A 19075-nucleotide genomic window follows, 5' to 3' on the forward strand; every position below is an offset into this window, starting at 1 on the left:
TCGGCGGGTCGATCGGCGATGGCCGCGACATATTGTGTCGTGGCCGTGCAACGATTATTCGGAAGTCGCTCCGTGCATCAGACTGCCGGAGTGCCGAGGGGGTGAGGCCGTGAAGGTGCGACTCGATCAGATCGACTGGAAGATCCTGCATGAACTGCAGGCGGACGGCCGCATCACCAATGTGGAGCTGGCGCGCCGCGTTGGCATCTCGGCGCCGCCTTGCCTGCGCCGTGTGCGGGCCCTCGAGGAGGCCGGTATCATCCGTGGCTACCGGGCGATGCTGGATGAGAAGAGTCTCGGCTATGACGTCACCGCGTTCGCCTTCGTCAGCCTCGCCAGCCAGGCCGAGGCCGATCTGATCGCCTTCGAGGAGCAGATCGCCCGCTGGCCGATCGTCCGCGAATGCTACATGCTGTCGGGCGAGGTGGATTTCCTGATGAAATGCGTCTCCGATGACCTGCGCACCTTCCAGACCTTCATCATCGAGCTGACGGGTGCGGCGAACGTGCAGAGCGTGAAGACGTCACTGACGATACGGCAGTCGAAGAACGAGCCGGCTGTCCCCCTCGACTGAGCCGATCCGCCACAACGAGCCAGGGAACACCACGGGATGACAGGGATCCGCTACGTCATCGAGGGGGGGCGTCCGCTCGCCGGGACGATCAGGCCGGCCGGCAACAAGAATGCCGCTTTGCCGATCATCGCGGCGAGCCTGCTGACCGACCGGCCGGTCAGACTCACCAACGTGCCCCGCATCCGCGATGTGGAGGCGCTTGTGCGGCTGTTGCGCTCGCTCGGCGCGGCGGCCGACTGGAGCGGCCCGCACACGCTGGACATCCATGCCCGCGAAATCCAGGTGGTCGATCTCGACGCCGAACTATGCGCCCGCATCCGCGCCTCGATCCTGCTGGCGGGGCCGCTGCTGGCGCGCTGCGGCCATGTCGATCTGCCGCCCCCGGGCGGCGATGTGATCGGCCGGCGGCGGGTCGACACGCATTTCCTCGCCTTCGAGCAGCTCGGCGCGACGGTGGATAGCGGCGATACCTACCGGTTCACCGCCGCCCGGCTGCGGGGCACCGACGTGTTCCTCGACGAACCCAGCGTCACGGCCACCGAGAACGCCCTGATGGCGGCCGTGCTGGCGCAGGGCACGACGATCCTGCGCAATGCCGCATCCGAGCCTCACGTCCAGGACCTAGCCCATTTCCTGGTTGCCCTGGGGGCACGGATCGACGGGATCGGCACCAACACGCTGACTATCCAGGGTGCCGAAAACCTGTCCGGTGCGACCTATCGCATCGGCCCGGATCATATCGAGGTCGGCTCGCTGATCGGCCTTGCGGCTGTGACCGGTTCAGACCTCAGGATCGCCGAGGCCGGCGTCCAGCACCTGCGCATGATCCGCATGGGCTTCGACCGACTCGGCGTCGAATGCCTGGTCGAGGGCGACGATATCCTGGTGCGGCCAGGCCAGCGCCTGCAGATCAAGCCGGATCTCGGCGGGCATGTTCCGAAGATCGAGGATCAGCCATGGCCGGCCTTTCCCGCAGACCTGATGTCGATCGCAGTGGTCACCGCCACCCAGTGCGAGGGAATGGTGCTGATCTTCGAGAAGATGTTCGAGTCGCGGCTGTTCTTCGTTGACAAGCTGATCGCCATGGGGGCGCGCATCGTGCTGTGCGATCCGCACCGGGTGATCGTCTCCGGCCCGACACGGCTGCGCGGCGCGCGGCTGACCTCGCCGGATATCCGCGCTGGGATGGCGCTGCTGATCGCAGCGATGTGCGCGGAGGGGCGCAGCATCATCGACAACGCCGACCAGATCGAGCGCGGCTACGAGAACATCGATACCCGCCTCAATGCGCTCGGCGCGTCGATCGAGCGCATCGATACCGCGGTTGCGCCGGACCGGCGTCAGCGGTCGGGCTAGAACTCGACCGACGCGCGCCGGCTACTGGAACCTGACCTCGAGGATCTCGTACCCGCGGGCGCCGCCGGGGGCGGCGACCTCGACGACGTCACCCGGCTTCTTGCCGATGAGTGCACGGGCGATCGGTGAGGAAATGGAGATCTTGCCGGCCTTCACGTCGGCCTCGAGATCGCCGACGATGCGGTAGACCCTTTCCTCCTCGGTGTCCTCGTCGAGCAGCTTCACGGTGGCGCCAAAGGTCACGGTATCGCCCGCAAGCTTCGAGGTGTCGATGACTTCGGCGCGGCCGAGCTTGTCCTCGATCTCGGCGACGCGGGCCTCGTTCAAACCCTGCTGCTCCTTGGCGGCATGGTATTCGGCGTTCTCGGACAGGTCGCCATGCGCGCGCGCCTCGGCGATCGCCTGGATGATCCTCGGCCGCTCGACCGACTTCAGCCGCTTCAGTTCATTTTCGAGGGCCGCATAGCCCTCGGCGGTCATTGGAATCTTGTTCATCGAACCCTTGCACCAAAGTGCGGACGCCGCGCCCCCCGGCGCGACCGCCGCAATGTCCCTCGCATGTTCAATGACGCGCTCGAAAAGCGCAATGCCCCTGTTCGGTGTGCGCCGAGCGGCCGGATCAGCCGGCGGCTCTATCCACCCCGCCCGACGGTCCGGCGCCGCTCCGAGAGCCGACATAGGCTTGCAGCGGCTCGACTTCAAGGGTGCCGACCTTCATGGCGCGAATGCCTTCCGCAGCGGCGAGGGCGCCAGACACCGTGGTGTAGTAGGGCACACGGTTGAGCAATGCGGTCCGCCGCAGCGAACGCGAATCAGAGAGCGCCTGCGCGCCCTCCGTCGTGTTGAAGACGAGCTGCACGTTGCCGTTCTTGATCGCGTCGACAATGTGCGGGCGGCCTTCCAGAACCTTGTTGATCTTGGTGCAGGCAATGCCCTCGCCTTCGAGGAAGCGCTGCGTGCCGCTGGTGGCGACGATGTCGAAGCCGAGCTCGGTGAGGATCCGCACCGCCTTGAGAATCTTCGGCTTGTCCTTGTCGCGGACTGAGACGAATACCGTGCCGCCCGTCGGGACTCGGGTGCCGCTGCCGAGCTGGGACTTGGCGAAGGCGAGAGGATAGTTGCGGGCAAGTCCCATCACCTCGCCGGTCGAACGCATCTCCGGACCGAGCACCGTATCGACGCCGGGGAAGCGCGCAAAGGGGAACACCGCCTCCTTGACCGCGATATGGTCGATCTCGGCGGGCTTCAGTCCGAACGAGGCGAGTGGCTCGCCAGCCATGATCCGGGCGGCGATCTTGGCGATCGGCCGGCCGATGGTCTTGGCGACGAAGGGCACGGTGCGGCTCGCCCGCGGATTGACCTCCAGCACGTAGATGTCGCCGTTCTGGATCGCGAACTGCACGTTCATCAGTCCACCGACCTCGAGCGCGAGCGCCAGGGCGCGGGTCTGTCGCTCGAGCTCGGCGATGGTTGCGGGCGGCAGGGAATGGGGCGGCAGCGAGCATGCGGAGTCGCCGGAATGGATGCCAGCTTCCTCGATGTGCTCCATGACACCGCAGACGAACACGTCCTTGCCGTCGGAGAGAGCATCGACATCGACCTCGATCGCGTCGGCCAGATAGCTGTCGAACAGCAGCGGGTTCTTGCCCAGTACCGTATTGATCTGGCCGGTCTTGTCGTTGGGATAGCGTGCCTTGATCTCCTCCGGTACCAGCGCCGGCAGCGTGCCGAGCAGGTACTCGTCGAACATCTTCTCGTCATGGATGATCGCCATTGCCCGGCCACCGAGGACATAGGAGGGCCGGACGACCAGCGGAAAGCCGAGTTCGGCGGTGACCAACCGGCTCTGCTCGATCGAATAGGCGATGCCGTTCTTGGGCTGGCGCAGCTTCAGCCGTTCCAGCAGGCGCTTGAAGCGGTCGCGATCCTCCGCGAGGTCGATCATGTCCGGCGAGGTGCCGAGGATCGGCACGTTCGCCGCCTGCAGCGCCTGGGCGAGCTTCAGGGGCGTCTGACCGCCGAACTGGACGATCACCCCGAGCAGCGTGCCGCTCGACTGCTCGACGCGGATGATCTCCAGCACGTCCTCGGCGGTCAGCGGCTCGAAGTAGAGCCGGTCCGAAGTGTCATAGTCGGTCGACACGGTCTCAGGATTGCAGTTGACCATGATCGACTCGAGGCCGATGTCGGCGAGCGCAAAGGCGGCATGGCAACAGCAATAGTCGAACTCGATGCCCTGGCCGATGCGATTCGGGCCACCGCCGAGGATGATGACCTTGCGCCGGTCGCTCGGCGCGGCCTCGTCGGCCGGGGCGCCGAGGAAGGGGGCCTCGTAGGTCGAATACATGTAGGCCGTCGGCGAGGCGAACTCGGCTGCGCAGGTATCGATGCGCTTGTAGGTCGGGTGGACGCCGAGCCGGGCCCGCAGCGCAGCCACCGCAGCCTCGTCGGTGCCGGCGAGCTCGGCCAGTCGGGCATCGGAGAAGCCCATCGCCTTGAGCGATCTCAGCGCGGCGGCCGACTGCGGCAGGCCGAGCCTGCGCACCTTGGCCTCCATGTCGACGATTTCCTGGATGCGTTCGATGAACCAGGGATCGTACCGGCAGGAGGCGTGCACCTGCTCATGGGTGGCGCCGAGGCGCAGCGCCTGGGCGATCTTCAGGATGCGGTCGGGCGTCGGGACCGCCAGCGCGGCGCGGATCGCGTTCTTGTCGTCGCCCTGGCCGAGCCCAGGGATTTCGATCTCGTTGAGGCCGGTGAGGCCGGTCTCGAGCCCGCGCAGCGCCTTCTGCAGGGATTCAGCGAAGGTGCGGCCGATGGCCATCACCTCGCCGACCGACTTCATCGACGTGGTCAGCACCGGCTCTGCGCCGGGGAACTTCTCGAAGGCGAAGCGGGGGATCTTGGTGACGATGTAGTCGATGGCAGGCTCGAAGGACGCCGGCGTGGCGCCGCCGGTGATGTCGTTCTCAAGTTCGTCCAGCGTGTAGCCGACGGCGAGCTTGGCGGCGACCCTGGCGATCGGAAAGCCGGTGGCCTTCGACGCGAGCGCGGAGGAGCGCGACACCCGTGGATTCATTTCGATCACCACCAGCCGCCCGTCGGCCGGGTTCACCGCGAACTGGACGTTGGAGCCGCCTGTCTCCACCCCGATCTCGCGCAGCACCGCGATCGAGGCGTTGCGCATGATCTGGTATTCCTTGTCGGTGAGCGTGAGCGCCGGCGCGACGGTGATCGAATCACCGGTATGAACACCCATCGGGTCGATGTTCTCGATCGAGCAGACGATGATGCAGTTGTCGTCCCTGTCGCGGACGACCTCCATCTCGTACTCCTTCCAGCCGAGCACCGATTCCTCGATGAGGACCTCGTTGGTGGGGGAGGCGTCGATGCCGCGTTCGACGATTTCCAGGAATTCCTCCCGGTTGTAGGCGACGCCGCCGCCTTGACCACCGAGCGTGAAGGAGGGGCGGATGATCGCCGGCAGGCCGATCTCGTCCAGCGCCGGCAGAGCCTCGATCAGCGAGTGGGCGAGCATCGAGCGCGGCGTCTCGAGGCCGATGGCCTTCATCGCCTCGCGGAACAGTTCGCGGTCCTCGGCCTTGTCGATGACCTCGGCCCGCGCGCCGATCATCTCGACACCGAACTTCTCGAGCACGCCGTCGCGATTGAGCGACAGCGCGGTGTTGAGCGCGGTCTGGCCACCCATCGTCGGCAGAAGCGCGTCCGGGCGCTCCTTCTCGATGATGCGGGCCACCACTTCGGGCGTGATCGGCTCGATATAGGTGGCATCGGCGAGATCGGGATCGGTCATGATCGTCGCCGGGTTGGAATTGACCAGGACGACCCGGTAGCCCTCCTCCTTCAGCGCCTTCACCGCCTGGGTGCCGGAATAGTCGAATTCGCAGGCCTGGCCGATGACGATCGGACCGGCGCCGATGATCAGAATGGTTTGGATGTCGGTGCGTTTCGGCATCGTTTCGGGCGCGCGGGCTGCGCGGGCGCTCCACGCTCCGCGACGGCAGCGCGTTTCGCTCGCTGGGGATACGGGTGTCTGTCTGGCCGGCCGCGATACATAGGGGAAAACGCCGGCAGGTGAAAGCCCATCGACAGGCGTTGTTGCCGACCGCTCGACGATCCTGTGTCGCGCCGCCCGGATGGTTGCCGCCGGTTAACGAGCTGGTGCGGAGCAAGTTAACCGCGAAACAATATCGGGCTGCCATAAATCGACGGAAAGCGAGGTTGAGTGCCGGCTCGCTGCTGCCTCGAGGGGCAACCTGGCGACCGCATCTAACCGACCCCTGGCCGGATTCGACGTCTGCGATGAGCCATCTGTCATGAACAAGGTCGCGGTTGTCGCTGACACCAGCGATTTCGCCACCGCCTTGCAGCGCAGCTTGCCAGATCCGATCAGCGTAGATTGGCATCAACCGGCAAGCCTGCCCCGCACCGGACCGGCACCGCTGACCATTGTCGACGTGGATCTGCGCAATCGCTCCACTGTCAAGACCCTCAGACTCTGGCTCAAAGGTGGTATCACCGGGACGCATGTCGCGTTCTTCGTGAATGACCGATCGGCTGCGGAGCCGATCCAGGCCTACGCGCTGGGCGCGACCTGCGTCCTCCCCCGTCCCGTCGAGCCCGAGCGCCTCGCTCGCAGGATCATCGAACAGGCAGGCCGAGTCTGCGACCGGTCGGCGATCGTCGTCGACACCTTCATGAACTGCGTTCTGACGCCCGTCGATGCGCTGGGTGCGGCAATTGGCAATGCCGCCCGCGGTCTGCCCCCGGAATTGGCGTCTATCGAGGCGGCAGGTTCGACCGTCGTCAGCGCGATTGCTGATATCGGTCTGAAGCGATGGCTCGAAGCGGTTGAATCGCACCACAGCAGAACGTTGCGCCACAGCCTTGTCGTCACCGGCGTCATGGTGGCATTCGCGCAGGAACTCGGCGCATCGTTGACGGACCAGAGACTCATGGCGACGGCCGGACTGCTGCATGATATCGGCAAGGTCGTCATACCGATAAGCATCCTCGAGAAGCCGTCTGCGCTGACGCCGGCCGAGCGGGAACGCATGAAGGTTCATCCGCAGGCCGGCTATGACCTGCTGCGCGCGGCAGGCGATGTTCCGGAGGCGGTGCTCGATGTGGTCCTCAGCCATCATGAGCACCTCGATGGATCGGGCTATCCGAACGGGCTGAAGGGCCAGCAGATTTCGGATTACGTGCGATTTGCGACGATCTGCGATGTGTTCGGGGCGCTGATCGAACCGCGATCCTACAAGCGACCGCTCTCCGGCGCCGAGGCCTATGAGACCATCAAGGGCATGCCGACGAAGCTTGATCGCGATCTCGTCCGCGCCTTCGCCCCGATCGCCCGGATGGTGGTCTGAACGGCGCGGCGGGCCTCACGAGCCCATCAGGCTGTTATCGGAAGGCCGAGCCATGGCATCGGTTCCGTCGAAATCGACGATCCCCTGGCTCAGGGCATAGCAGGCGAGGCGGACGGTCTTCGGAATCTCGACGGCCTTCCCGTCGCGCTCGCCCTTCTCGTAGTACTGGATCATGCGCTTCTTGAGGCCCAGCAGCTCGGCCGCCTCCTTCTGCTTCATGCCCAGCGACTTGCGCCAGGCGCGGAACTGGCCCGAGGTCATCGGCGTTTGCGCTTGGTCCTGTTTGGCCATCGTAACCCCGTTAACGCTGTTGACACTCAGTTCACGCAAGATTCATCAAGCTGACATGCACTCCGTGCGTACAATCCTTGACAGACTAGCACGGAGTGAGCATCTTGGGCGCACTGAATGCACTAACACTCGCGGCGTGGGTGTCAAGGCGGGCGCCCCCGCCGCCTCCTTCGAGAAGGGAGGATGCCATGCTGGTCGATCTCCTGATATCCCGCGCGGCACGCGGACCGGGACAGCTCGACATGCATCGCTCCGCAACGCTGAACTGCCGCCTGCGGGCGCTGCTGCGGCGCGCCGGCCGGCTGTTTGGCTGACGGCAGGTCTCATCGACCCATGCTGCAAGGGGCGCGGCAGCGGAACCGCGCCCCCGATGCTTCGCGACAGGCTGGCGCCGGCCGTTGAACGGGCTGCTTCGCCGCCCTACCATTGACCGGAGCAACGGGGCGGATCGGCGATGCAGTGGCGCGGACGCAGGGGCAGCACCAATGTCGAGGATCGCCGAACCGTCGGAGGTGGGCTGCGCATCCCTGCCGGCGGCGCCGGCCGCGCCGGCTTCGGCGGTATCGGGTTCCTCATCGTCATCGTGGTCGTCTCGCTGCTGTTCGGGGTGAACCCGATGACGCTCCTCGAAGGGCTGGATGCGGGTCCGGGCGGTGGGCAGCAAGCGCAGAGCCAGGCGCCGCTGCCGCCGGCAAGCGACGAGATGGCCCAGTTCGTGCGGGTGGTACTGGCCGATACAGAGGACACCTGGTCGAAGGTGTTCGAGCAGGAATTCGGCGAAGCCTATGCCGAACCGCGACTGGTCCTGTTCGCGGGTGGCATCCGCTCCGCCTGCGGTTTTGCGCAGGCGGCGAGCGGCCCGTTCTACTGCCCCGGCGACAGCCGCATCTACATCGACCTGTCCTTCTACGAGGAGCTCAAGCGGCGCTTCAAGGCGCCGGGGGACTTTGCGCAGGCCTATGTCATAGCCCATGAGGTCGGTCACCATGTGCAGAACCTCACCGGCATCCTGACGGAGTTCAACCGGATCCGGCAGCGCGTCTCCCAGGCCAAGGCGAACGAATTGTCGGTGCGGATCGAACTGCAGGCAGATTGCCTTGCCGGTGTCTGGGCCCACGACACCGCCCGGAAAGGCCTTCTCGACGAGGGCGACATCGATGAGGCGCTCAACGCCGCGGCGCAGATCGGCGATGACGCGATCCAGAAGCGGACGCAGGGTTATGTCGTCCCGGAATCCTTCAATCACGGCTCGTCGGCCCAGCGGGTGCGGTGGTTCCGCGCCGGGTACGAGGCGGGCTCGATCGCGGCCTGCGACACCTTTTCGGCTGCGCGGCTTTAGTCGTCGAGGCGCCCGAATTCACCAGGAGCCGCAATCGGTCTGGACATCGCACGTTGTTGCGTCGCAACATGCACCGCCCCATTTCCGAAGGTCGCGTGCAATGGCCGTCGAGGATTTCGTCATCGTACCGCCGATTACCGCCGTTCATCTGGCGGAGGGGCGGGACATCCCCAACAGCCGTCTCCCCGCGCTGATCTATCATGCCGCGATCGAGCCGCGCGTGGCGACGGCCGAGGCATTCGAGGCGCTGTTCCGGCGCAATGGCTGGGAGCCGGCGTGGCGCGCCGGCATCTATCCGTTCCACCATTATCATTCGACGGCCCACGAGGTGCTGGGCGTCGCCTCAGGCCGGGCGAGGGTACTGCTCGGTGGCACCCATGGGCGCGCGTTCGACATCGCGGCCGGCGATGCGCTCGTGCTGCCGGCCGGCGTGGGACACAAGCTGATCGAGGCAAGCGGCAACTTCCTGGTCGTCGGCGCCTATCCACCTGGTCAGCATTGGGATCTCAAGCGCGGCGAGCCTGGCGAACGCCCGGCGGCCGACCACAACATCGCCTCCGTCGCCCGGCCGGACTGCGACCCGGTGCAGGGGCCGAACGGCCCGCTGGCAGAGCTCTGGCGCTAGAACCCCACCCGATCTGTCCAGTTGAATCGAAGTCGGCAATCCTTCCGCAACGGGCCCATGCCACAGCTGTTTGCCCCTCGGCCCATCCGGGGCGATCAGAAGGGAGGAGGATTGCATGCGCGTTGCTCCTGTTGCAGGTCTGGCAATCGCAGCGGCAATAGCGACCATGTCGCCCGCTGCGGCCGTCGAACAGAGGCCGTGTGTGGGGGATGAACTCGCGGGGACCTGGCTGCTGCTCTATCAGTTCCGCGGCTCCGAGCACTGCAGGATCACAGTGGACGCGGACGGCCTGATTACCGCGTCCACCTGCGCCGCACAGAACAAGCGGGTGCTGCGCGAGACGCTCGCGGGGACGCTTGACCTCGACGCAGCCTGCAACATCACCGGCGACCTCGAATTTGCGCCAGCGTCCAAGCGAAGAACCGCTCACCCGGCAGCCGTAAAGGGCAAGTACGGTACCGTCTCCGTCGAAGCCCGTCTGAGCGAGGACCGCTCGACGATCGTCGGCCTGTTCGGCTTTCGTCGTGCCTATGCGAATGTCGTCGGCATGAGGCTTGGCGTCGCCCCCTGAGGCCGCCGTCCCCTGAGGCCGCTGCGCACTGGGCACTGGCGGGCGCTGTACCCGAAGAGGGACGGGTACCTTCTTCGGCCGTCAGCTACCCACCTTCGCCGTCGCGCCCTTCCTTTCGCGGATCAGGTCGACGAAGCGCGTGAACAGGTAGTGGCTGTCCATCGGGCCGGGCGATGCCTCGGGATGGTACTGGACCGAGAACACGGGTCGGTCCTTCAGCCGCAGCCCGCAATTCGATCCGTCGAACAGCGAGACGTGCGTCTCTTCCACATTGTCGGGCAGGGACTCCCGGTCCACGGCAAAGCCGTGATTCATCGAGGTGATCTCGACCTTGCCGGTGGTGTGATCCTTCACCGGATGATTGGCGCCATGATGACCCTGATGCATCTTCTTCGTGGTCGCGCCGAGCGCGAGGCCGAGCATCTGGTGGCCGAGGCAGATGCCGAATACCGGCAATCCGGTGTCGATCAGTCGCCGGATCACCGGGACCGCGTATTCGCCGGTCGCGGCCGGATCACCCGGTCCGTTCGACAGGAATACCCCGTCCGGCGCCATCTCGAGGATGCGATCAGCCTCGGTCGTCGCAGGGACGACGGTAACCTTGCAGCCGAGACCGGCGAACTTGCGCAGGATGTTGCGCTTCACGCCATAGTCGATGGCGACGATGTGCAGCGACGGGTTGGCCAAGCGGCCGTAGCCTTCGCCCCATTCCCAGGGAGTCTCGTCCCAGACGTAGCTCTGCGCGGTCGTTACGTCGGGAACCAGATCCATCCCTTCGAGGCCGGGCCAGGCGGCCGCCTCGGCCTTCAGCGCGGGCAGGTCGAAGACGCCGTCCGGGGCATGGGCGATGACGGCGTTGGGCATGCCCCTGTCGCGGATCATCGCGGTCAGCGCGCGGGTGTCGATGCCGGTCAGGCCGATGATGCCGCGCCGCTTCAGCCACTCGTTGAAGTGGTGCGTGGCGCGCCAGTTGGACGGGCCGGTGACGGGCGCCCGCAGGATGCAGCCGCGTACGCCCGATGCAGCGGCGAGGTTGGCGGTCTCGATGTCCTCCTCGTTCGTGCCGACATTGCCCACATGGGGAAAGGTGAAGGTGATGATCTGGCCTGCATAGGAGGGATCGGTGAGAATCTCCTGATAGCCGGTCATCGCCGTGTTGAAGCAGATCTCGCCGACCGCATGGCCGGTTGCGCCGATGCCCTGGCCATAAAGGACGCTACCGTCAGCCAGCACGACCACCGCGGTCGGGACCGGATCGTTCCAGGCATCAGCAGGGGAGGGGCCGGGACCCTGATCGTGGGCTTGCACTGTCATCGAAAGCTTCCTATATGCCCGCGCCGAGACCGGCCGGATCGAACCTCGTGAGCGGGTTCGACGGCGAATGTCAGGCGATCGGCCGGAGACCAGGCGGAAGCTAGGGTACGCACCTTGCCTCGTCAAGTAACGAGGTGAAGTAATTAATCTAGAAATTTCAATGGGTTGAATCTGTGCCGCCGGTTGCGTGCAGCGGGGCGCGTGCGGTATTGTTCCCATTGGGACCGGAGTGGATGGACAGGACATGCTGCGCGACGAGATCAACGAAGCGTTGAAGGCTGCGGTCAAGTCGCAGGACAGGCGGTCGATGGCGACCCTGCGGCTGGTCAACGCGGCCATCAAGGACCGCGATATCGCCGCCCGGACCAGCGGCAAGGACTGTGTCAGCGACGACGACATCCGGCAGATTCTCGCCAAGATGATTCGCCAGCGCGAGGAGTCGGCCGCCACCTACATGGATGCCGGTCGTCCCGAACTCGCTGCCCAGGAGCGGGAGGAGATCGAGATCATCCAGCGCTTCCTCCCGCGCCAGCTGTCCGACGAGGAGATCCGCTCGGTCTGCGCCAGCGTCGTCAAGGAAATCGGCGCGGCGGGGTTGCGCGACATGGGGCGCACCATGGCGACGCTCAAGGAGCGCTTTCCGGGGCAGCTCGATTTCGGTCGTGCCAGTGCCGTCGTCAAGGGCATGCTGAGCTGACCGGGCCCTGGGCGGCGAACTTTCAGCCGCCAGCAAGCGAATCGATTCGCTTCAAGGAGGTCGCGCCGATATAATTGTCCGGTCCCTGAACCGCCCAAGGCCCCATGCGCTTTCCGCCCTCGTTGCTCGACGAGATAAGAGCCCGTCTGCCGGTTTCCGACGTCGTCGGGCGGCGGGTCAAGCTGCGCCGCCAGGGCCGTGAGTTCATCGGACTCTCGCCGTTCAATGCGGAGAAGACGCCCTCCTTCACGGTCAACGACCAGAAGGGCTTCTATCACTGCTTCTCCTCCGGCAGGCACGGAGACATCTTCCGGTTCCTCATGGAGACCGAGGGGCTCACTTTCCCCGAAGCGGTCGAGCGGCTCGCCGCGGAGGCAGGCGTTCCGCTGCCCAGGCCCGATCCCGCAAGCCTCGAGGGGGAGCGGCAGCGCGACAGCCTGTACGATGTCCTGGAGGCCGCGGCAGCCTATTTCGAGGCCGAACTCGACGGCCCACAGGGCCGCGAGGCGCGCGCCTATGTTGCCTCGCGCGGGCTGGACGAGGGCATGGTCCGGCGGTTCCGCATCGGCTATGCGCCGTCTGCGCGGTACGGACTGAAGGAGCATCTGGGCCAGCTCGGCATCGCCCGGGAGGCGATCGAGCGAGCCGGCCTGCTGGTCACCGGCAGCGACATAGCGGTCCCCTTCGACAGGTTTCGCGACCGGCTGATGTTCCCGATCGCCGACCTGCGCGGGCGGGTCATCGCCTTCGGGGGGCGGGCGCTGCAGTCCGACCAGGCGCCGAAATACCTGAACTCGCCCGAGACGGAGCTGTTCCACAAGGGCAGCGTTCTGTTCAACCTGTCAGCCGCCCGTCAGGCAGCGCGCGAGACCGGCACAGTGATCGTCGCCGAAGGCTACATGGACGTGATCGCGCTGACGCGAGCCGGTTTCGCCAACGCCGTTGCCCCGCTCGGCACGGCACTTACCGCCGACCAGCTCGGCCTGCTGTGGCGAGTCGCCGACGAGCCGATTCTGTGCTTCGACGGCGACAAGGCGGGCCTGCGGGCGGCCAACCGCGCCGTCGACCTCGCCTTGCCGTTGCTAGCGCCGGGCAAGAGCCTGCGTTTCGCCCTGCTGCCCGAGGGCCAGGACCCGGACGACCTCGTCCGCGCCGGCGGCCAGGCAGTGCTCGAGCAGGCATTGGCCCGCGCTCGGCCGCTGTCCGAGATGCTGTGGGCGCGGGAGGTCGAAAGTTCGCCGCTAGATACGCCGGAGCGGCGCGCAGCCTTCGAGGCGCGGTTGGCGCGTACGCTCGCGGCGATCGGCGATGCCCGCGTGCGCAAACACTACGAGGAGCAGTTTCGCGAGCGGCTGGCAGGCCTGTTCGGTCGCGGCGGGGCGCGGCGCGCCATCCGCCAGCGCCGGAGTGGTAGCTGGTCCCGCCGCGGCGATGGCGGTCGGGCAGGGGCGACCGGCGCGGCTTCGGCCAGCGCGTCGCTGGTACGCAGCCTGTCGAGCGGACAGGCGCTGCCGCGGCGCGAGGCGATCATGCTCATGGCGCTGGTCAACCATCCTGCACTGATCCCGGAGCGGGCCGAGACGCTGTGCGGACTCGACCTGTCGAGTGCAGAGCTCGACGCGCTGCGCTCGGCCCTGCTCGACCTTGCCGCCGACGATGTGGTCGACGCCGCATCCGCGCGCGCGCGGCTCGCGACCGGACCGCTGGGTGACCTGATCGGACGCATCGAGCGGATGTGGTCGGCCGGGGGTCGGGCGGAATGGTGGGTGGCGCCGGAGGCCGCGGAGGTTGACGTTTCGCGCGCCTGGGACCATACGGCGGCCTTGCATCACAAGCTCGTCACGTTACATAGAGAGCTGAAGACAGCCGAGATGGCGCTGCAGGCGGAGCCGAGCGACGAAAATCTGGCGCGGCTGTTCGACATCCAGTCACAGCTCTCGAACGCCGATGGTACGGAGGCGTTGATGGAAGGTTTCGGTCAGGCGTCCGGCCGCCCGGTGCGGGCGTTTTAGGGCTCGCGACCGGAGAGCGGCTGGGATCGGGTTAACTTTAATCGCGGATTAAGAGGCGCAAGGTAGCACGGAGCGGGCGAGGTCGACGGCGCAGCAGCCGCAACGCCGCGAACCGAACGGTCCGGAGCCTTTGTCGGGAGATTTGTACATGGCCACCACCGCAACCAAGGCGGATGAGGCTCCGGAGAACCAGCCGGAGGGCCCGGACGGTCCTCTGCTCGATCTGTCCGATGCGGCGGTCAAGAAGATGATCAAGGCCGCAAAGAAGCGCGGCTATGTCACCTACGAGGAGCTGAACGAGGTTCTGCCCTCGGAGGAAGTCACCTCCGAGCAGATCGAGGACACGATGGCGATGCTCTCCGACATGGGCATCAACGTCGTGGAGACCGAGGAGGCGGACGACAGCGCCGACGAAGGTGGCGATGACGAGGACGGCGGTGAACTCGTCGCCGCCTCCCGCAGCCAGATCGCCAAGTCCGAGAAGTCCTCAGAGCCGTCCGACCGGACCGATGATCCGGTCCGCATGTATCTGCGCGAGATGGGGTCGGTCGAGCTACTGTCGCGCGAGGGCGAGATCGCCATTGCCAAGCGGATCGAGGCCGGCCGCGAGGCGATGATCGCCGGGCTGTGCGAAAGCCCGCTGACCTTCCAGGCAATCATCATCTGGCGCGACGAACTGGCGGAAGGCAAGATCCTTCTGCGTGACATCATCGACCTGGAGGCCACCTATGCCGGCCCCGACGCCAAGGCGCCGGCGGTCGGCAATGGTGCAACGGCCGGCGCCGGGGGCGAGCCTGCGGGCCGCGGGGAGGTCGGCCAGGGCGAGGATGCGCCTGAAGGTGACGGCGACGGCGAGGAAGACTACGAATCCAACATCTCCCTCGCGGCGATGGAAGCCGAGCTCAAGCCGAAGGTGGTGGCGACGTTCGACAACATTGCCGAGAACTACAAGAAGCTGCGCCGCCTGCAGGACCAGCATGTCGAGAACCGGCTGAAGAACACCCATCTGTCGCCGAGCCAGGAGCGTCGCTACAAGAAGCTCAAGGAAGACATCGTCGCCGACGTCAAGTCGCTGTCGCTCAACCAGCAGCGCATCGAGGCCCTGGTCGAGCAGCTCTATGACATCAACAAGAAGCTGATGGGTTACGAGGGCCGGTTGCTGCGGCTGGCGGAGTCCTATGGTGTCGACCGCGAGGACTTCCTGCGCCAGTACCGTGACCACGAGCTCGATCCGAACTGGATCCGCCGTGTCGCCAATCTCGGGGGGCGCGGCTGGAAGGAGTTCATCGCCGCGGAGAAGGAGACCGCCAAGGACATCCGCAGCGCGATCCAGCAGCTTGCCACCGAAACGGGTCTCGAGATCGGCGAGTTCCGCCGCATCGTCCAGATGGTACAGAAGGGCGAACGCGAGGCGCGCATCGCCAAGAAGGAGATGGTGGAGGCCAACCTGCGCCTCGTCATCTCGATCGCCAAGAAATACACCAATCGCGGCCTGCAGTTCCTGGATCTGATCCAGGAAGGCAACATCGGCCTGATGAAGGCGGTCGACAAGTTCGAATACCGGCGCGGTTACAAGTTCTCGACCTATGCGACCTGGTGGATCCGGCAGGCGATCACCCGTTCGATCGCCGATCAGGCCCGCACCATCCGCATTCCGGTGCACATGATCGAGACGATCAACAAGATCGTCCGCACGTCACGCCAGATGCTGCACGAGATCGGCCGCGAGCCGACTCCGGAGGAGCTGGCCGAGAAGCTGGCGATGCCACTGGAAAAGGTGCGCAAGGTGCTCAAGATCGCCAAGGAGCCGATCTCGCTGGAGACACCGATAGGCGATGAAGAGGATTCCCACCTCGGCGACTTCATCGAGGACAAGAACGCCATCCTGCCGATCGACGCGGCGATCCAGGCCAATCTGCGCGAGACGACGACCCGGGTGCTTGCCTCGCTCACCCCTCGCGAGGAGCGTGTGCTCAGGATGCGTTTCGGCATCGGCATGAACACCGACCACACGCTGGAGGAGGTCGGCCAGCAGTTCTCGGTGACTCGCGAACGCATCCGGCAGATCGAGGCCAAGGCGCTCCGGAAGCTGAAGCACCCGAGCCGCTCGCGCAAGCTGAGGAGTTTCCTCGACAACTGACGGGGAGGGTGTGCCGGCGCGGGCCAGGCTCGGCACGCCATCTTGTCGCTGGCGGACTTCACTGCGTCGGCCGTCCGGGCGAAGCACAGCTCCGTTCGGACATGGCATCGCAACCACCCGCCAGCCGCCGCTGCGTCGATTCGCGACGAGCCCCTCGCAGGGGGGCGGCGATGGCGCCCAAGCTCTTGCCCAACCATTGTCCCGGAGTTGACCGGAGCTCGGTCGTCGTCGAGGTTACCGCCCTGCGCTGAGCCCAACAGGCGGCAGTCTGATCGCCGCGCCGATCGACTTCAGCGGAGGATCTGCGACGCGCTGCCGGCTGTACCTTCGCGCGAAACCGATGTGGCAGCCACGAGAATGCAGCCGAAGGGTATGACCGCGATTCCCGGTGCCGTTGGTGATTTCCCTTGCAGATGCCACTCGAACTCCCTCGGGAACGCCTCGGCCATGAAGGCATCGAAGTCGGCGCGCTTCACGGCGGCATGGATGCGGGGACAGTCCGAGCGGAGAAAGCCGGGCAGGATTGCAGCGGTCTCAAGCCGCGCGAGCGCGTCCCACATGGTGACGGGAATGCCGATATCCATCGCGCTGCCGGCATTGCCGGAGTGGGGCGTGTCGGGATGGTCAGCCAGGTAGCCGGCTAGCCCGCCGGTTCGGCGTGCCTCTTCGTCGAGCATCGGCGGTCGCCGTCGGGGCGAGCCAGCCTGATGCCGCCGGATGCCAGCCGCCAGGGGTTCCGATCACGCGGATGTTACCCGATCGGCCGGTGCGAGGCGGCGGTGGAAACAATCGAAACAGTATTGGTTGCGGGGTGCCGTTCGTCTGAAACCTCCTGGTCCGATCTTCGTGAATGTCGGTCGCGGTGAAGCGCCGCGAGCGGGAGTGAAGACAGCGCCGGCGGTGCCGGCAGGCGACATCGGTTCCCCCAAGCCGGTCCGCCGCATCTTCTCGGAGCCATGACTCCGGGGCCGGTCGAGCCGGCGCTGACCCTCCCCCTGTCCCCCGCACCTCGCCCGCCGGGGCGCCCGCCGCGACCGACATCCTGACCCTCTCAGGCCATCGGTCGACGACCCAGTCCTCCACCGGCCGGCATGGTTCAATCGGGCGGTGGCTGCATTCCCGCGGCAGCCGCCGCCTTCCTTCTTCCGCGCCGGAATTCCGGTCCGCCCCTCCCCGATCCCATTCGTGGCGTTCCGCTGCGCCAGCGGCCGCCATGTCCGTCGAATTGCATTCCAGTCCGGATCGACTATATCGGGGTGTCACAGCAGATCATCAAAAAGGGAATGTTTCGATCGGTTCGATCATTCCGGTCGGTCGATGGAAATAGACTCAATGCCTGGAGGGTCACGAAATGTCGTCAGAGAGTCTGAGATACGACAATAACGGCAAGATCGTTCTGGGTCAGATTTACAACGAGCCCGATCCGCGCGCGTATTATTCGACACTCAGGCAGCTAGATTATGTCATTCCCGACGAAGCCGCCCCGGTGTTCCGTGAGCTTGTTGCCGCGCGCCGGCAGATGCGCGGATCGCCGGAGCTCTCGCTGCTCGATCTGGGCTGTTCCTACGGCGTCAACGCCGCGATCCTGAAGCACGGGGTGGCGCTCGATACGCTGTACCGGCGCTATGATGACGCGCAACTGCGCGAGGTCGATCCCGGCACGCTCGCCGCCATCGACCACGAGTTCTACGCGGCTCGGGTTGCCGATCCGCATCTCGAGATCAAGGGACTCGACGTCGCCGAGCGCGCGGTCGGTTACGCGGTCGCCGCCAGCATCCTCGACGACGGGCTGGCACGTGACCTGGAGTCCGGCCCGCTGCCGCCCCGAGACGGCGAGGCGATTGCTGGTGCGGACATGGTCATTTCGACTGGCTGCATCGGCTATGTGACGGATCGTACGCTTCAGCGGCTGATCGAACTGGGCGAGGCGGGGGAGGGACCGCCATGGATGGCGCATTTCGTGCTTCGGATGTTTCCGCCCGAGCCGTTCGATGCGATGTTCGAGGCACACGGCTACGTCACCGAGACGCTGCCGGTGACGTTCCGGCAGCGCAGATTCGCGTCCGCGGAGGAGCGTGAGCACGTGCTCGACAACCTGTCGGCGCTGGGACTCGATCCGGTGGGGCGCGAGGCGGACGGCTGGTATCATGCCGAATTCCGGCTGTCGCGGCCGCGCAAGGACGCCGAGGAACTGCCGCTGGCAAGGATCGTCAGGCACTAGCCGGACCCGTGCGCCGCTCGTCGCGGCTGCGGGGCTGGTGCTCCGGGATCACCGGCCGCGTTTCGCAGCCTGACGCACGCCGACCTTGACGGACACGCCCGAATGCGGCCTAACGACCGCATGACCGATACGCGCCAGTCGACGATCAATCTCGTCTCCCGATACTACGCGGCGTTCAACGCCGGCGACGTGGAGGGCATGCTCGCCTGCCTGCGCGAGGATGTCGTGCACGACGTCAACCAGGGTGGCCGGCGGCATGGACGGGAGGCCTTCCGCGCCTTCCTGGAGCACATGAAGCGCTGCTATGCCGAACAGGCGGTCGACCTCGTGGTGATGGCGAACGATGAAGGGACGCGCGCGGCCGCGGAATTCGTCATCCTTGGGGCCTATCATCAGACCGACGAGGGGCTTCCCGAGGCGCGCGGACAGACCTACCGGCTGCCGGTTGGAGCCTTCTTCGAGGTGAAGGGCGGGCGGATCGCACGGGTCACCAACTACTACAACCTTCAGGACTGGATTGCCCAGGTGAAGGGCGTATGAGG

Annotated in this window: 17 protein-coding genes; 12 read left to right on the top strand and 5 right to left on the bottom strand. The window is 66.0% G+C overall.

Annotated features, from left to right (window positions below; translation table 11 throughout):
- The first annotated feature begins 109 nt into the window (after positions 1 to 109).
- Both EDC22_RS02745 and murA read left to right on the top strand, forming a co-directional pair.
- On the top strand, positions 110 to 574 hold the full coding sequence (locus EDC22_RS02745) for an Lrp/AsnC family transcriptional regulator (protein WP_132805052.1): 465 nt from the start codon (positions 110 to 112) through the stop codon (positions 572 to 574).
- A gap of 36 nt (positions 575 to 610) precedes the next feature.
- A complete protein-coding gene (murA, locus tag EDC22_RS02750) occupies positions 611 to 1930 on the top strand; it encodes a UDP-N-acetylglucosamine 1-carboxyvinyltransferase (RefSeq protein WP_132805053.1) in 1320 nt (439 codons plus the stop codon).
- A 21-nt stretch (positions 1931 to 1951) separates the two neighbouring features.
- Here murA and greA read toward each other — a convergent pair whose 3' ends face one another.
- Together greA and carB are read right to left on the bottom strand one after the other, a co-directional pair.
- Positions 1952 to 2425, bottom strand: a complete 474-nt coding sequence (gene greA, locus EDC22_RS02755) for a transcription elongation factor GreA (RefSeq protein ID WP_132805054.1) — start codon at positions 2423 to 2425, stop codon at positions 1952 to 1954.
- A gap of 124 nt (positions 2426 to 2549) precedes the next feature.
- A complete protein-coding gene (carB, locus tag EDC22_RS02760) occupies positions 2550 to 5906 on the bottom strand; it encodes a carbamoyl-phosphate synthase large subunit (RefSeq protein ID WP_132805055.1) in 3357 nt (1118 codons plus the stop codon).
- Between the two features lie 361 nt (positions 5907 to 6267).
- On the opposite strand from carB, the gene EDC22_RS02765 reads away from it, so the two are divergent.
- Positions 6268 to 7323 (top strand): HD-GYP domain-containing protein, encoded by a 1056-nt coding sequence (locus tag EDC22_RS02765; protein WP_132805056.1) that lies wholly within the window; start codon positions 6268 to 6270, stop codon positions 7321 to 7323.
- A gap of 15 nt (positions 7324 to 7338) precedes the next feature.
- Here the strand turns inward: EDC22_RS02765 and EDC22_RS02770 are convergent, their stop codons facing one another.
- Positions 7339 to 7584: a helix-turn-helix domain-containing protein gene (locus tag EDC22_RS02770; RefSeq protein ID WP_132805057.1), complete on the bottom strand. Its 246-nt coding sequence runs from the start codon at positions 7582 to 7584 to the stop codon at positions 7339 to 7341.
- Between the two features lie 218 nt (positions 7585 to 7802).
- Between EDC22_RS02770 and EDC22_RS18170 the strand changes: the two genes are divergently transcribed.
- The 4 genes from EDC22_RS18170 to EDC22_RS02785 all read left to right on the top strand — a co-directional run bounded on the left by EDC22_RS18170 (position 7803) and on the right by EDC22_RS02785 (position 10149).
- Positions 7803 to 7928 carry a hypothetical protein gene (locus tag EDC22_RS18170; protein ID WP_281048255.1) on the top strand — a complete coding sequence of 42 codons (126 nt, stop codon included), beginning with the start codon at positions 7803 to 7805 and terminating at the stop codon, positions 7926 to 7928.
- A 140-nt stretch (positions 7929 to 8068) separates the two neighbouring features.
- Positions 8069 to 8953, top strand: coding sequence for a KPN_02809 family neutral zinc metallopeptidase (gene ypfJ / locus EDC22_RS02775; RefSeq protein ID WP_132805058.1), 885 nt, complete (start codon positions 8069 to 8071; stop codon positions 8951 to 8953).
- Between the two features lie 100 nt (positions 8954 to 9053).
- Complete coding sequence (locus tag EDC22_RS02780; RefSeq protein ID WP_132805059.1) at positions 9054 to 9578, top strand: cupin domain-containing protein; 525 nt, start codon at positions 9054 to 9056, stop codon at positions 9576 to 9578.
- Positions 9579 to 9780: 202 nt separating this feature from the next.
- Positions 9781 to 10149, top strand: coding sequence for a hypothetical protein (locus EDC22_RS02785; protein ID WP_132805060.1), 369 nt, complete (start codon positions 9781 to 9783; stop codon positions 10147 to 10149).
- Between the two features lie 81 nt (positions 10150 to 10230).
- Here EDC22_RS02785 and carA read toward each other — a convergent pair whose 3' ends face one another.
- A complete protein-coding gene (gene carA / locus EDC22_RS02790; protein WP_132805061.1) occupies positions 10231 to 11463 on the bottom strand; it encodes a glutamine-hydrolyzing carbamoyl-phosphate synthase small subunit in 1233 nt (410 codons plus the stop codon).
- Between the two features lie 244 nt (positions 11464 to 11707).
- Here carA and EDC22_RS02795 point away from each other — a divergent pair, with 244 nt between their 5' ends.
- The 3 genes from EDC22_RS02795 to rpoD all read left to right on the top strand — a co-directional run bounded on the left by EDC22_RS02795 (position 11708) and on the right by rpoD (position 16312).
- Positions 11708 to 12160, top strand: coding sequence for a GatB/YqeY domain-containing protein (locus EDC22_RS02795; protein ID WP_132805062.1), 453 nt, complete (start codon positions 11708 to 11710; stop codon positions 12158 to 12160).
- A gap of 104 nt (positions 12161 to 12264) precedes the next feature.
- Positions 12265 to 14172 carry a DNA primase gene (dnaG, locus tag EDC22_RS02800; protein ID WP_132805063.1) on the top strand — a complete coding sequence of 636 codons (1908 nt, stop codon included), beginning with the start codon at positions 12265 to 12267 and terminating at the stop codon, positions 14170 to 14172.
- A gap of 148 nt (positions 14173 to 14320) precedes the next feature.
- Complete coding sequence (rpoD, locus tag EDC22_RS02805) at positions 14321 to 16312, top strand: RNA polymerase sigma factor RpoD (RefSeq protein WP_132805064.1); 1992 nt, start codon at positions 14321 to 14323, stop codon at positions 16310 to 16312.
- Between the two features lie 290 nt (positions 16313 to 16602).
- Here rpoD and EDC22_RS02810 read toward each other — a convergent pair whose 3' ends face one another.
- Positions 16603 to 16989, bottom strand: coding sequence for a hypothetical protein (locus tag EDC22_RS02810; protein ID WP_132805065.1), 387 nt, complete (start codon positions 16987 to 16989; stop codon positions 16603 to 16605).
- A 674-nt stretch (positions 16990 to 17663) separates the two neighbouring features.
- Here EDC22_RS02810 and EDC22_RS02815 point away from each other — a divergent pair.
- A complete protein-coding gene (locus EDC22_RS02815) occupies positions 17664 to 18533 on the top strand; it encodes a class I SAM-dependent methyltransferase (protein ID WP_132805066.1) in 870 nt (289 codons plus the stop codon).
- A 120-nt stretch (positions 18534 to 18653) separates the two neighbouring features.
- Positions 18654 to 19073, top strand: a complete 420-nt coding sequence (locus EDC22_RS02820; RefSeq protein ID WP_132805067.1) for a ketosteroid isomerase-related protein — start codon at positions 18654 to 18656, stop codon at positions 19071 to 19073.
- Positions 19074 to 19075: the final 2 nt, after the last annotated feature.

Source organism: Tepidamorphus gemmatus (assembly GCF_004346195.1).
Lineage (GTDB): Bacteria > Pseudomonadota > Alphaproteobacteria > Rhizobiales > Tepidamorphaceae > Tepidamorphus > Tepidamorphus gemmatus.

What these genes read in the sequence shown, in the direction of transcription:
- dnaG (WP_132805063.1), top strand. Translation starts at nt 12,265, where the DNA reads ATGCGCTTTCCGCCCTCGTTGCTCGACGAGATAAGAGCCCGTCTGCCG.
- murA (WP_132805053.1), top strand. Translation starts at nt 611, where the DNA reads ATGACAGGGATCCGCTACGTCATCGAGGGGGGGCGTCCGCTCGCCGGG.
- EDC22_RS02820 (WP_132805067.1), top strand. Translation starts at nt 18,654, where the DNA reads ATGACCGATACGCGCCAGTCGACGATCAATCTCGTCTCCCGATACTAC.
- EDC22_RS02810 (WP_132805065.1), bottom strand. Translation starts at nt 16,989, where the DNA reads ATGCTCGACGAAGAGGCACGCCGAACCGGCGGGCTAGCCGGCTACCTG.
- EDC22_RS02815 (WP_132805066.1), top strand. Translation starts at nt 17,664, where the DNA reads ATGTCGTCAGAGAGTCTGAGATACGACAATAACGGCAAGATCGTTCTG.
- ypfJ (WP_132805058.1), top strand. Translation starts at nt 8,069, where the DNA reads ATGCAGTGGCGCGGACGCAGGGGCAGCACCAATGTCGAGGATCGCCGA.
- EDC22_RS02770 (WP_132805057.1), bottom strand. Translation starts at nt 7,584, where the DNA reads ATGACCTCGGGCCAGTTCCGCGCCTGGCGCAAGTCGCTGGGCATGAAG.
- rpoD (WP_132805064.1), top strand. Translation starts at nt 14,321, where the DNA reads ATGGCCACCACCGCAACCAAGGCGGATGAGGCTCCGGAGAACCAGCCG.
- EDC22_RS02780 (WP_132805059.1), top strand. Translation starts at nt 9,054, where the DNA reads ATGGCCGTCGAGGATTTCGTCATCGTACCGCCGATTACCGCCGTTCAT.
- carB (WP_132805055.1), bottom strand. Translation starts at nt 5,906, where the DNA reads ATGCCGAAACGCACCGACATCCAAACCATTCTGATCATCGGCGCCGGT.
- greA (WP_132805054.1), bottom strand. Translation starts at nt 2,425, where the DNA reads ATGAACAAGATTCCAATGACCGCCGAGGGCTATGCGGCCCTCGAAAAT.
- EDC22_RS18170 (WP_281048255.1), top strand. Translation starts at nt 7,803, where the DNA reads ATGCTGGTCGATCTCCTGATATCCCGCGCGGCACGCGGACCGGGACAG.
- EDC22_RS02795 (WP_132805062.1), top strand. Translation starts at nt 11,708, where the DNA reads ATGCTGCGCGACGAGATCAACGAAGCGTTGAAGGCTGCGGTCAAGTCG.
- carA (WP_132805061.1), bottom strand. Translation starts at nt 11,463, where the DNA reads ATGACAGTGCAAGCCCACGATCAGGGTCCCGGCCCCTCCCCTGCTGAT.
- EDC22_RS02765 (WP_132805056.1), top strand. Translation starts at nt 6,268, where the DNA reads ATGAACAAGGTCGCGGTTGTCGCTGACACCAGCGATTTCGCCACCGCC.